We start from the raw sequence: 13,074 nt of genomic DNA, 5'->3' as shown, positions 1-13,074 counted from the left end.
CCGTCAGCCTTCGAGCGAGCCACCGGCCAGGGCGCAGAGCTGGATCGAGTCGAGGATGTGGATTTCCTTGCCCTCGGCGGCGATCAGTTCGTTTTGCTGGAAGCGTGTGAACACCCGGGACACGGTTTCCACCGCCAGGCCCAGGTAATTGCCGATTTCGTTACGCGACATGCTCAGGCGGAATTGGTTGGCCGAGAAGCCCCGGGCGCGGAAACGTGCCGAGAGGTTGACCAGGAACGTGGCGATGCGCTCGTCGGCGGTTTTTTTCGACAGCAGCAACATCATTTGCTGATCGTCGCGAATCTCGCGGCTCATCACCCGCATCAACTGACGGCGCAGTTGTGGCAGTTGCAGGGCCAGTTCGTCGAGGCGTTCGAAGGGGATTTCGCACACCGAAGTAGTTTCCAGGGCTTGCGCCGAAACCGGGTGCTTTTCAGTGTCCATGCCCGACAGGCCAACCAGTTCGCTCGGCAAGTGGAAGCCGGTGAGCTGTTCTTCACCGCCATCGCTGAGGCTGAAGGTCTTGAGGGCGCCGGAGCGCACGGCATAAACGGAATCGAAAGTATCGCCTTGGCGGAACAGGAACTCGCCTTTTTTCAACGGGCGACCCCGTTTGACGATCTCGTCCAACGCTTCCATGTCTTCCAGATTCAGAGAAAGTGGCAAGCAGAGGGGGGCCAGGCTGCAATCCTTGCAATGGGCCTGGCCGTTAGCGCGCAGTTTTACTGGCTCGGACATTTCTTCAATCCTTGTGGGAAAACACACATAAGCCGTAAGGGTAACTCACGGGAGGACATTCAGGCACGCGGCGATTTTGCCGCAGGGTCATAAAGCCAGCATTTTGTTAACCGACAAGTGAACGGATGACTAAATCACTCGCGAAAATCGCTGGTGATTGTGCTGTTGCAAGTAGGCATCGAACACCATGCACACCGAGCGCACCAGCAAGCGACCGGCGGGCAGTACGCTGATCCGCTCATTATCGAGGCTGATCAAGCCGTCCTCGGCCATGGTCTGTAGCTGAGGCCACAGGTCACCGAAGTAACCGCGAAAATCGATGTTGAAGGCCTGTTCGATCTGCGCGAACTCCAGATTGAACGTGCAGATCAACTGCTGAATTACCGCCCGTCGCACACGGTCATCAGCATTGCATATCAGGCCCCGGCTGGTTGCCAGTTGCGCGGTGGCCAAGGTGTTCTGGTACTGGTTCAAATCGCTGTTGTTCTGGCAGTAGAGGTCGCCGATCTGACTGATGGCCGAGACCCCCAGCCCGATCAGGTCGCAATGACCGTGAGTGGTGTAGCCCTGAAAGTTACGCTGCAGGGTCGATTCTTCCTGGGCAATCGCCAGCTCATCGTCGGGCAAGGCGAAGTGGTCCATGCCGATGTAGCGGTAACCGGCAGCGGTCAGTTGTTCGATGGTGCGCTGCAGCATTTCCAGCTTCTGCGCCGGCGTCGGCAACTCGTTGCTGTTGATTCGCCGCTGCGGCATGAAGCGTTCCGGCAGGTGCGCGTAGTTGAACACCGAAAGCCGATCCGGTTGCAGCGCAATGACTTCGTCGACCGTGCGCGCGAAGTTTTCCGGGGTCTGCTTCGGCAAGCCGTAGATCAGGTCGATGTTGATCGAGCGGAATTGCAGGGTCCGGGCGGCGTCGATCACGGCGCGGGTTTCTTCCAGGCTTTGCAGGCGATTGACCGCCCGTTGCACCGCCGGGTCGAGGTCTTGCAGGCCAATGCTGACCCGGTTGAAACCCAGTTCACGCAGCAGTCCCATGGTCGACCAGTCGGCTTCGCGAGGGTCAATCTCGATGCCATAGTCGCCGGAATCGTCGTCCAGCAGGTTGAAGTGCTTGCGTAATTGAGCCATCAACTGGCGCAGTTCGTCGTGGCTGAGAAAGGTCGGGGTGCCGCCGCCAAAGTGCAGTTGTTCGACTTTTTGCGCCGGGTCGAGGTGGCAGGCGATCAGCTGGATTTCCTGCTCAAGACGCTGCAAATAGGGCAGGGCGCGGCCTCGGTCCTTGGTGATGACTTTGTTGCACGCGCAGTAGTAACAAATGTTCGCGCAGAACGGCACATGCACGTACAGCGACAATGGGCGCTGGGCCTTACGGCTGTCGCGCAGGGCGTGGAACAGGTCAAACGTGCCGACCTGCCCGTCGAATTGCACGGCAGTGGGGTAAGAGGTGTAGCGCGGCCCCGCCAGGTCGTAACGGCGGATCAGATCGGTATCCCAACGAATGGCGTCGAGCATCATGCGGGCATTCCCCCGGATAGGCTGGCAGTGTTCGCAAGTCTATGGGGGGCGACGCCGGGGCATCTTGATTTGCATCAACGGTCAGGATATGTGTGGCCAGTCAGGGCCTCTTCGCGAGCAGGGGAATGCATTTCAATGTAGGAGCGAGGCTTGCCCGCGAAGGCCGCACCACCGATCTAATGCCCCATGAGCCAATGCTGATGCGGCCCCGGCAAAGTCCAGATGCCAAACAGGATCACCAGCAACCCACCGGTCATGCGCACACTGCGCTTGCGCAACAACGCCGTGACCCGCTCAGCCGCCAACCCCGTGGCCAGCAGCACCGGCCAGGTGCCGAGTCCGAACGCGAGCATCAGCAGTGCACTGTCCAGCGCATTGCCCTGGCTCGCCGCCCACAGCAACGTGCTGTAAACCAACCCGCACGGCAACCAGCCCCACAGCGCGCCCAGCAATAAGGCGCGGGGCAGGCTCGACACCGGCAGCAGTTTGTTGGCAACCGGCTGGATATGCCGCCACAGGCCGCGGCCAAGGCTCTCGATGCGGGTCAGGCCGCTCCACCAGCCGGCGAGGTACAGCCCCATGGCGATCAGCAACAATCCGGCGATCACGCGCATGAACATGGCGGCCGGGCTGTTGGCCACTGCCCAACCCGCCAGGCCGATCAAAAGACCGGCCGTTGCATAGCTGAGAATTCGCCCCAGGTTGTAAGCCAGCAGCAGGCGAAAACGGCGGCTGCGCTGTTCCTTGGGAATCGCCAGGGTGAGCGCGCCCATCAAGCCGCCGCACATGCCCAGGCAATGCCCACCGCCGAGCAGGCCGAGAATCACCGCAGACACCAGCAGTGGCGCCAACTCAAGCATGCGGAGGCGCCTTGTCGTCCGGTTTGGCCGGATGGCCGCTGGCTTCGTCGACTGCGGCTTGGTGGTTCGGATCCTGGTCGTCGAACAGAATGCTGTGGGCCGGGCCGTCGAGGTCATCGTACTGACCGCTGTCGACCGCCCAGAAGAAGATATAGATAGCGATGGCCACGATCAGCAGCGCGGCCGGGATCATCACGTAGAGAGCTGGCATCTGGACTCCATGCCCGCGCGGCTCAGGCCGGCAGCGGGCGGGTTTCTGGCGTGGGCCGGACGCCAGGCGCGCTCGGCAGGCGAGTCAGGCGCAGGGCGTTCAGCACCACGGTCAACGAACTGATGGACATGCCGACCGCGGCCCATACCGGTGTGATCCAGCCGAGGGCGGCGAACGGCAACATGAGGCCATTGTACAGCCCGGCCCACAGCAGGTTCTCGATGATTACCCGACGGGTGCGCCGCGCGAGGCTGAAGGCCTGCACCAGCGCATCGAGGCGGTTGGACAGCAACACCGCATCGGCGCTGGTTTTCGCCAGGTCGGTGGCTGAACCCATCGCCACGCTGATGTCGGCTGCGGCCAGCACTGGCACGTCATTGACGCCGTCACCGAGCATCAACACCTTGCGGCCTTCCTTGTGCAACTGTTGCAGGACCTGCAATTTGTCATCCGGACGCAAACCGCCCCGGGCTTCGTCGATGCCCAGTTCGGCGGCCACGCTGGCAACCATCGGTGAGGTATCGCCCGACAGCAGCAAGGTGCGCCAGCCACGGGCCTTGCAGGCTTCCAATAGTGCCGGGGCGTCGGCACGCAAACGGTCATCGAGGACAAACCACGCCAGCGGCCCCTGGCTGTCGCCGAGTAGCAGCCACTGCCCGGCTTCATCGGGCATGACCGGTGTCGCCGCGCCACTGAGTTCGCAGACAAAACCCGGCTGGCCGATGCGCAGGCGTTGCGTGCCGACCAGGCCCTCGAGGCCAAGCCCCGGCGTGCTGAGGACTTCTTCGGCCGCCAGCGGCGCTCGGCCAAATGCCCGGGCAATCGGGTGTTCGGAACGGTTTTCCAGGGCGGCGGCGAGACTCAGGCATTGATCGCTGTCGAGCGCGCCGAGCGGGCGGATCGAACGCAAGGCCAATCGACCCTCGGTCAACGTGCCGGTCTTGTCGAAAATCACCGTGTCGATCTGGTTCAGGCCTTCCAGCACATGGCCACGGGTCAGCAGTAAACCGAGTTTGTGCAACGTGCCGGTGGCGGCCGTGAGGGCGGTCGGCGTGGCCAGCGACAAGGCGCACGGGCACGTAGCAACCAGCATCGCCAGGACAATCCAGAAGGCTCGCGACGAATCCAGCTCCCACCACAACAGGCCGATTGCCGCTGCTGCGATCAATGACAGCAACAGGAACCATTGCGCAGCGCGGTCAGCGATTTCCGCCAGTCGCGGCTTTTCGGCCTGGGCGCGGTCCAGCAGGCGGACGATGGCTGACAGCCGCGTGTCCTGACCCAGTGCCAGCACTTGCACGGTCAACGCGCCTTCGACGTTCAGGGTGCCGGCGGTGACCGCGTCGCCTTGGGTGCGCGGTTGCGGCAGGTATTCGCCGGTCAGCAGCGATTCGTCGATGCTCGACTGGCCATCGAGGATCTTGCCGTCGGCCGGCAGAATGGCGCCCGGATGCACCAGCACCTGATCGCCGACACGCAGTTCGCTGAGCAGGATTCGTTCGCTCTGGCCGTCGGCACTCAGGCGCAGGCACGAGGCCGGCAACAGGTTGACGAGCTGTGCGGTGGCGGCGGCGGTGCGCTCCCGGGCGCGGCGTTCGAGGTATCGACCGGCCAGCAGAAACAGCGCGAACATCCCCACCGCATCGAAATACAACTCGCCGACGCCGGTGATCGAGGTCCAGATTCCGGCGATGTAGGCACTGCCGATGGCGAGCGACACCGACACGTCCATGGTCAGATGTCGGGTGCGCAAATCGCGCATCGCCCCTTTGAAGAACGGCGCACAGCTGTAGAACACAATCGGCGTGGTGAGGAACAGTGCGACCCAGCGCAGGATGGTGTGCAGCTCGGGACTCAAGTCGATGTTGAATTCCGGCCAAGTGGCCATGGTCGCCATCATCGCCTGGAACCACAGCAACCCGGCGACGCCCAGTTGGCGCAAGGCCAGGCGGTTTTCGCTGGCCAGTTGTTCGCTGGCGCGGTCGGCTTGGTACGGGTGCGCGGCGTAGCCGATGTGGCGCAGTTCGCTGAGCACCTGACTCAATGGCAATTGCGCGTCGGCCCAGCGCACGTGAAGACGATGGTTGGACAGGTTCAGTCGCGCTTCTGCCACCGCCGGCAAGGCGCGCAGGTGTTTTTCGATCAGCCAGCCGCAGGCGGCGCAGCTGATGCCTTCCATCAACAGGGTGGTTTCGGCGAGTTCGCCGTCGTGGCGCACGAAAGGCTTCTGCACATCGGCGCGGTCGTAGAGCGCCAACTCATCCACCAACTGCACCGGCAAGGCTTCGGGGTTGGCCGATGACTCGCTGCGGTGCTGGTAATAGCTTTCCAGCCCGCCGGCCACGATCGCCTCAGCCACGGCCTGGCACCCCGGGCAGCAGAACTCGCGGGTTTCACCGAGGACCGCAGCGGTGAAGCGGCTGCCGGCCGGGACGGGCAGGGCGCAGTGGTAGCAGGGGGTTGGCGTGGTCATCTGTGCTGCCATGGAAACCATTGTGGCGAGGGAGCTTGCTCCCGCTCGGCTGCGCAGCAGTCGTAAACCTGCGAACGCGCTATGACTGAAAGAATCGGTTTGCTGGTTTCAGGGGGCGCTTCGCACCCAGCGGGAGCAAGCTCCCTCGCCACAGTTGACCGTGTTCACTGGAACTTACTTCTTCAGGTCTTCCGCGCCTTGCAGCGGCTCATCCCCGAGCAGCAGGTCCTTATCATGGCTGACCAGCTCTTCTTCGAACATGCGCCAGATGTGGTCGTCCTGAGTGCCCAGCAATTCGACAAAACGACGGCCTTCAATCTTGTCGCTCAATTGACCGATGTAGCGACCCTGCTCTGTTTCACTGCGGGCCAGGGTGATCTTGCGATCCTTTTCCGGCTGGGTCGGCGAGATCAGGTTCAGCTCAAGGGTTTCAGGTTGGCTGTTGCCGCTCAGGCGCAGGTCGACTTCGCCGGTTACGTCATCCAGGTGAACGCTGGCCCGCAGCAGCAGGGTCTGGGCCAGCAGCTCACGATCAAGGGAGCGGTTGATGCCTTTGCCGGCCTCGTAGTAGTTGTCGTTGACCAGGTTGTCCGGGTTGTTCACCGCGATGGTCACCATGGACAGGGTCAACGTCACGGAACAAGCCAGGATGGCGATGATGATCCATGGCCAAAGATGCTTGTACCAAGGGCTTGCGGCGTTTGCTGCGGGCATGATTACTTCTCTCAACGAATTTGTGGGCCGATGAATCGGCTCTTGGCTTCAACGTGGATGCTGTCGTCGTCGGCATCCTTGAGGATGAATTTCACCTCGTTGGTGCTCGACGGCAGTTTTTCCGGTGCCATGGACAGTTCCACTGGCTGGCTGAAAATCTCCCCGGCGGCGACTTTGATCTCGCGCTTGCCTTGCAGCTTGAGGTCCGGCAGACCGGAGGCTTCCAGTACGTAGGTATGGTCGCGCTGGTCTTTGTTCATGATCTTCAGGCTGTAGACGTTCTCGATCCGGCCTTCGGCGTTCTCGCGATACAGCACGCGGTCCTTGCTGACGTCGAAACCGACCAGTGAACGCATGAAGAACGCGCCCGCCAGCAAGCCCATCATGGCCAGCAACACCAGGGCATAGCCAATCAGCCGCGGGCGCAGTTTATGGGTTTTTTGCCCGGACAGGTTGTGCTCGGTGGTGTAGCTGATCAACCCGCGCGGGTAGTCCATCTTGTCCATGATGCTGTCGCAGGCATCGATGCACGCCGCGCAGCCGATGCATTCGATCTGCAGACCGTCGCGAATGTCGATGCCGGTCGGGCAGACCTGGACGCACATGGTGCAATCGATGCAATCGCCCAGGCCCATAGCCTTGTAGTCGACGCCTTTCTTGCGCGGGCCGCGGCTTTCACCACGGCGAGGATCGTAGGACACGATCAGCGTGTCCTTGTCGAACATCACGCTCTGGAAGCGCGCATACGGGCACATGTAAATGCACACTTGCTCACGCAACCAGCCGGCGTTGCCGTAGGTGGCGAGGGTGAAGAAACCGACCCAGAAATACGACCAGCCATCCGCTTCGCCGGTGAAGAAGTCGATGGTCAGTTCGCGAATGGGCGAGAAGTACCCGACGAAGGTCATGCCGGTGACGAAGCCGATCAACAGCCACATCGAGTGCTTGCTGAGTTTGCGCAGGAATTTGTTGGCGCTCATCGGCGCCTTGTCGAGCTTGATGCGCTGGTTGCGGTCGCCTTCGGTGACCTTTTCGCACCACATGAAAATCCACGTCCAGACGCTTTGCGGGCAGGTATAACCGCACCACACCCGACCGGCGTACACGGTAATGAAGAACAGGCCGAAGGCGCTGACGATCAGGATCCCGGAGAGCAGGATGAAATCCTGGGGCCAGAAGGTCGCGCCGAAGATGAAGAATTTGCGTTCCGGCAGGTTCCACCAGACGGCTTGATGACCGCCCCAGTTCAGCCAGACCGTACCGAAATACAGCAGAAACAACCCGGCACCGCCCATCATCCGCAGGTTGCGGAACAGGCCGGTGAAGGCACGGGTGTAGATTTTTTCTCGAGAGGCGTAAAGATCGACGCTGTTGTTTGCGTCTTTGGCAGGCGGTGTGACGTCGTGTACCGGAATCTGATTGCTCATCATTGCATCCCACGGCAGTGGAAAAATGCCTCGGTCAGTACATGCCGACCGCGGTCAAAAAGAGGTGTTGCAGTGGCGCAATGATACGCCTGTCGCTCTGGCTCAAGGGTGCGACCTTTGGTCGCGTTGGGCAAATTCAATTGATGGTGTAGTGACTTGAATCAATTGACTTGTGGATTATGGACGGTTTTTCGTGATGTAGAGTCAGAGGAAGGGGCGATTCCTGGCCGGTGCGTGGCCGACGGGAGCAGAACTGCTGACCTCAGTCATGCCACAAGCCTGCCGCAGCACTTTACGCCATGGTCGCCGTCATTTCAGGCGCCGTTTTGAAACTTGCAATGCGTTGAACTAACCAACTTGAGGTTGGGTAAGTTGTTGTTTTACGACGTGCAGCGGAAATATATTTATTTAATTGGTCTTTATGAGTTGTTTGAAGTTTTTGTCTGTTTCCAATAAGTTGATTGGGTGCGGTTTGTTAGTTGCACACTTTATCTAATACTAATGGAAACGGAATTCTATGATTTCTAAGAAAGTTAAGCGGTTTGTGCTGGGCGTGTGCCTGCTGTCTATGGCGCCTTTGGCCTATTCAATCGAAGGTGCCCCACGTCATATGATCTTCGCTTCGGATACGCAGTACCCGTGGACGGACAAACTCGACCGCAGGGAACCCGAGTCCGATGCGGATTTCAAGACACGTTCAAAATGGCTGGTGGAGACTCAGTTTGCGAGTATTGCCGACTTCCGCAAGAACCATGCGCAATCCCACGTGCCGCTGATGATCAATGGCGACATCACCGCTTTCGGCCACGGCTGGCAGCGCTCTTACATGAACTCCATGTTGAAAAAATACTTCAATGGCGATTTCTTGTATGGCCTGGGTAACCACGACTATGAGAACAACGTGGATGATTGCTTCAGCAATAACTGTGCGGCCGGCAGTATCGTGGAGTTTAAAGAGCATCATGAAAATAAGGTTGATAATTTTGATTTGAAAATTACCGGCAATTTTCTGAGTCGGCTGTATTCCGGCAGTCTCGCCTATTCCAAGAACATAGGGGACGTCCATATGGTGCAACTCAATAATGAGCCGACCTATGCCACCAGGATTGCTCATGCGTTAAACCCGACGACGTTCGACATCACCAGTACCCTGGATTGGCTTGAAAACGATTTGAGAGTCGCTCGGACTCAGGGTTACGCCATCATTATCAACATGCACAAGCCACTCGAAATGATGGGTAATAGTGAGCAAGAGTGGCGCTTTTATCAGATGATCAGGAAGTATGAGGTCACTGCCATCTTCGCCGGCCATCTGCATGATCAAGGTGGTGATGCCTATGAAGTGAATGGCGTGCCGATGTACCTGAGCGGTGCCACTTCTCAGCAAACCTACCTGGTTGCCAGTTTCTCGGAGGATCGCAAGCAGTTGCAGATCAACCTGGTGACGGACAACCAATGGCAGAGCCGAAAGCTGTTGGATACGGTACCGGTAAAATCGATCTGGGCCAGTCGCCCATGAAAAAGGCCCCGCCAGATCACTGGCGGGGCCTTGTTTGTTGCGTCAGGCGTTGGCCTTACTGAGCGTCTTCCGCCGGCGCTTTCTCACCGTGAGAAAGGCTGTAGACGTAAGCGGCCAGCAGGTGAACCTTGTCGTTGCCTTGCAGCTGTTCTTGCGCAGGCATCTGGCCCTGACGGCCGTAACGGATGGTCTGCTGCAGTTGAGCGAAGCTCGAACCGTAGATGAACGCAGCCGGGTGAGTCAGGTTCGGCGCGCCCATGGCTGGCGTACCTTTGCCTTCCGGACCGTGGCACACCGCGCAGTTGGCGGCGAACAGCTTCTGACCGGCAACCGGATCGGCCTTGGTGCCTTCCGGCAGCTTGCGGCCATCGAGGTTGATCAGTACGAACGAAGCAACGTCCGCAACGCCTTGCTCGCCGATCACGTCAGCCCATGCCGGCATGACCGCGTGGCGGCCACCCATGATGGTGGTCTTGATGGTTTCTGCCTCACCGCCCCAGCGCCAGTCGGCGTCGGTCAGGTTAGGGAAGCCATAAGCGCCCTTGGCGTCGGAGCCGTGGCAGACCGAGCAGTTGGAGGCGAACAGGCGGCCACCCATCTTCAGGGCTTGCGGGTCCTTGGCGACTTCTTCAATCGGCATCGAAGCGAACTTGGCGAAGATCGGGCCGAACTTGGCGTCCGACTTGGCCATTTCCTTTTCCCACTCGTGAACGCCGGTCCAGCCGGTCTGGCCGTTGGCGAACGCGGTCTGCTTCTCGTTATCCAGGTAGTTGTAACCCGGCAACAGGCCTTTCCAGTTACCCAGGCCCGGGTACAGCACCAGATAGCCCAGGGCGAAGATGATGGTGCCCACGAACAGCATGAACCACCATTTCGGCAGTGGGTTGTCGTACTCCTCGATCCCGTCGAAGGAGTGGCCAACCGTTTCTTCGGTGGCTTCGCTGCGCTGGCCCTTGCGGGTGGACAGCAGCAGCCAGGTCAGGGCGAAGATCGTGCCGAGACTGAGGACTGTGACGTACAGACTCCAGAACGTAGTCATTCTTTGTTACTCCTAGAAGCTTGCTCGACGTGCTTGATGGCTTCGGGATCATCCGCGAAGGGCAGCAAGGTCGCGTCTTCAAACTCCGACTTGCGCTTGGGGCTGAATACCCACAACGCCAGACCGATGAAGGCCACCATCACAACAACGGTGCCCAGGCCACGAATCATCCCGATATCCATCTAAATCACCGTTTGCTTTTGATGATGGTGCCCAGGCCTTGCAGATAGGCCACCAGCGCGTCCATTTCGGTTTTGCCCTTCACAGCATCCTTGGCGCCGGCGATGTCTTCGTCGGTGTAAGGGACGCCGAGCGTGCGCAAGACTTCCATTTTCTTGGCGGTGTCTTTGCCGTCAAGCTTGTTTTCCACGAGGAACGGGTAGGCCGGCATTTTCGACTCGGGCACTACGTTGCGCGGGTTGTACAAATGCGCACGCTGCCAGTCATCGGAGTAACGACCGCCGACACGGGCCAGGTCCGGACCGGTACGCTTGGAACCCCACAGGAACGGGTGGTCCCAGACGCTTTCACCGGCAACCGAGTAGTGGCCGTAACGTTCGGTTTCAGCACGGAACGGGCGGATCATCTGCGAGTGGCAGCCGACACAACCGTTGGCGATGTAAATATCGCGGCCTTCCAGTTCAAGGGCGGTGCGAGGCTTCATGCCTTCGACCGGCTTGTTGGTGACGTCCTGGAAAAACAGCGGAACGATCTGGGTCAGGCCGCCGACGCTGACGGCGATAACCATGAAGAAGGCCAGCAGGCCAATATTCTTCTCGACTGCTTCATGCTTCATCAGTGAGCTCCAACTACAGCAATCTGTTCAGCAGCTTTGGCTTCAGCCGGGTTCGAGGCACGTACGGTACGCCATACGTTGTAGGCCATGAACAGCATGCCGCTGGCGAAGAACGCACCGCCCAGGGCGCGAACGATGAAACCAGGATGGCTGGCTTGCAGGGCTTCGACGAACGAGTAGGTGAGGGTGCCGTCGTCGTTGATTGCACGCCACATCAGACCTTGGGTGATGCCGTTGACCCACATCGAAGCGATGTACAGAACGGTACCGATGGTCGCGAGCCAGAAATGCGTGTTGATCAGGCCAATGCTGTGCATCTGCGCGCGACCGAACAGTTTCGGGATCATGTGGTAGATGGCGCCGATCGAGATCATCGCAACCCAGCCCAAGGCACCGGCGTGTACGTGGCCGATGGTCCAGTCGGTGTAGTGCGACAGCGAGTTCACGGTCTTGATGGCCATCATCGGGCCTTCAAAGGTCGACATGCCGTAAAAGGCCAGCGACACCACCAGGAAGCGCAGGATCGGGTCGGTGCGCAGCTTATGCCAGGCGCCCGAGAGGGTCATCATGCCGTTGATCATGCCGCCCCAGCTTGGCGCCAGCAGGATGATCGACATCGCCATGCCCAGCGACTGAGCCCAGTCCGGCAGCGCGGTGTAGTGCAGGTGGTGCGGACCGGCCCAGATGTACAGGGTGATCAGCGCCCAGAAGTGCACGATCGACAGGCGATAGGAGTAGATCGGACGCTCGGCCTGCTTCGGAACGAAGTAGTACATCATCCCCAGGAAGCCGGTGGTCAGGAAGAAACCGACCGCGTTGTGGCCGTACCACCACTGGATCATTGCGTCAGTCGCACCGGCGTAGGCCGAGTAGGACTTGAAGAAACTGACCGGCAGGGACGCGTGGTTGACGATGTGCAGCATCGCCGTCACGACGATGAAGGCACCGTAGAACCAGTTACCCACATAGATGTGCTTGGTATTGCGCTTGGTGATGGTGCCGAAGAACACCAGACCGTAGGACACCCAGACGATGGCCAGCAGAATAGCCAGGGGCCATTCCAGTTCCGCGTATTCCTTGGTGGTGGTGTAACCCAGCGGCAAGGTAATGATCGCGCCGACGATCACCGCTTGCCAACCCCAGAAGGTGAAGGCCGCGAGGCTGTCGGAAATCAGTCGCGTTTGGCAGGTTCGCTGCACGACGTAATAAGAAGTGGCAAACAGAGCACAACCACCGAAGGCGAAAATCACCAGGTTGGTGTGCAACGGGCGTAAGCGTCCAAAAGTCGTCCACGGCAGACCGAAGTTCAATTCCGGCCATACAAGCTGTGAGGCGATGAAGACACCAAGCCCCATGCCAAGGATCCCCCAGACCACCGTCATGATGGCGAACTGGCGGACTACCTTATAGTTATAAGCAGTCGGACTGATTGCTGTGCTCATTCTAAGGTTCCACGGTTTGGGTGTTTTATTAGGAGTAAAAATCGGCCGCAAGTATGTAGAAAGCGGGGGGTCATTGCAACGCGCCATGACTTGGGTCAATGCTTTCAAAAGCTGATTCTGCGGCCTTTCCATGCGCCGCGTAAGGACAAAATTGACCTCGGACAAAATGTCGCAGCGAACGAAAAGGGTGAGGGGGTCAGGTCAGTTGTTACGGGGTGTGTTCAAACACAACGATCGGGTGACCGACGGCAATTGGCACGACAGCCGGTATCTACCAGCCTTTGCGGCCTGTCATCGAGCAGATTCGTTGAACACATCGGGCAAGGTCGACCTGGAACCG

Annotated in this window: 12 protein-coding genes; 1 reads left to right on the top strand and 11 read right to left on the bottom strand. The window is 59.6% G+C overall.

Going from position 1 to position 13,074, the window contains the following annotated elements; all coding sequences use genetic code 11:
- Positions 1-3: 3 nt before the first annotated feature.
- From fnr to ccoG, 7 genes are all read right to left on the bottom strand, one after another.
- Entirely contained in the window at positions 4-738 is a 735-nt protein-coding gene (gene fnr / locus FBY01_RS02170) for a fumarate/nitrate reduction transcriptional regulator Fnr (protein ID WP_145305928.1), read from the bottom strand.
- 129 nt (positions 739-867) lie between these two features.
- Complete coding sequence (hemN, locus tag FBY01_RS02165; protein ID WP_010456429.1) at positions 868-2,250, bottom strand: oxygen-independent coproporphyrinogen III oxidase; 1,383 nt, start codon at positions 2,248-2,250, stop codon at positions 868-870.
- Positions 2,251-2,429: 179 nt separating this feature from the next.
- Positions 2,430-3,113: a sulfite exporter TauE/SafE family protein gene (locus FBY01_RS02160; RefSeq protein ID WP_042932683.1), complete on the bottom strand. Its 684-nt coding sequence runs from the start codon at positions 3,111-3,113 to the stop codon at positions 2,430-2,432.
- Positions 3,106-3,324 carry a cbb3-type cytochrome oxidase assembly protein CcoS gene (gene ccoS / locus FBY01_RS02155; protein ID WP_042932684.1) on the bottom strand — a complete coding sequence of 73 codons (219 nt, stop codon included), beginning with the start codon at positions 3,322-3,324 and terminating at the stop codon, positions 3,106-3,108. The genes FBY01_RS02160 and ccoS overlap by 8 nt, the downstream gene beginning before the upstream one ends.
- 22 nt (positions 3,325-3,346) lie before the next feature.
- Entirely contained in the window at positions 3,347-5,797 is a 2,451-nt protein-coding gene (locus FBY01_RS02150) for a heavy metal translocating P-type ATPase (RefSeq protein WP_042932686.1), read from the bottom strand.
- A gap of 174 nt (positions 5,798-5,971) precedes the next feature.
- Positions 5,972-6,511, bottom strand: a complete 540-nt coding sequence (locus tag FBY01_RS02145) for a FixH family protein (RefSeq protein WP_010456420.1) — start codon at positions 6,509-6,511, stop codon at positions 5,972-5,974.
- Positions 6,512-6,522: 11 nt separating this feature from the next.
- Positions 6,523-7,938 (bottom strand): cytochrome c oxidase accessory protein CcoG, encoded by a 1,416-nt coding sequence (gene ccoG / locus FBY01_RS02140; RefSeq protein ID WP_010456417.1) that lies wholly within the window; start codon positions 7,936-7,938, stop codon positions 6,523-6,525.
- Between the two features lie 517 nt (positions 7,939-8,455).
- Here ccoG and FBY01_RS02135 point away from each other — a divergent pair.
- The gene (locus tag FBY01_RS02135; RefSeq protein WP_010456416.1) at positions 8,456-9,457 is read left to right on the top strand and encodes a metallophosphoesterase; all 1,002 of its coding nucleotides are present in this window, start codon (positions 8,456-8,458) and stop codon (positions 9,455-9,457) included.
- Positions 9,458-9,512: 55 nt separating this feature from the next.
- Here the strand turns inward: FBY01_RS02135 and ccoP are convergent, their stop codons facing one another.
- From ccoP to ccoN, 4 genes are read right to left on the bottom strand one after another with little or no spacing between them, the layout of a single operon-like run.
- Positions 9,513-10,496: a cytochrome-c oxidase, cbb3-type subunit III gene (ccoP, locus tag FBY01_RS02130; RefSeq protein WP_010456414.1), complete on the bottom strand. Its 984-nt coding sequence runs from the start codon at positions 10,494-10,496 to the stop codon at positions 9,513-9,515.
- Entirely contained in the window at positions 10,493-10,678 is a 186-nt protein-coding gene (locus FBY01_RS02125) for a CcoQ/FixQ family Cbb3-type cytochrome c oxidase assembly chaperone (RefSeq protein ID WP_003175465.1), read from the bottom strand. The genes ccoP and FBY01_RS02125 overlap by 4 nt, the downstream gene beginning before the upstream one ends.
- 5 nt (positions 10,679-10,683) lie before the next feature.
- Positions 10,684-11,292 (bottom strand): cytochrome-c oxidase, cbb3-type subunit II, encoded by a 609-nt coding sequence (gene ccoO, locus FBY01_RS02120; RefSeq protein WP_010456412.1) that lies wholly within the window; start codon positions 11,290-11,292, stop codon positions 10,684-10,686.
- Entirely contained in the window at positions 11,292-12,734 is a 1,443-nt protein-coding gene (ccoN, locus tag FBY01_RS02115) for a cytochrome-c oxidase, cbb3-type subunit I (RefSeq protein ID WP_010456410.1), read from the bottom strand. Before ccoN ends, ccoO begins: the two co-directional genes overlap by 1 nt.
- Between the last annotated feature and the right edge of the window lie 340 nt (positions 12,735-13,074).

The sequence above is a fragment of the Pseudomonas sp. SJZ077 genome, assembly GCF_007993905.1.
Classification (GTDB): Bacteria; Pseudomonadota; Gammaproteobacteria; order Pseudomonadales; family Pseudomonadaceae; genus Aquipseudomonas; species Aquipseudomonas mandelii.
The sequence above is the reverse complement of the archived record's forward strand: the minus strand, read 5'-3'. Positions and strand labels throughout refer to the sequence as shown.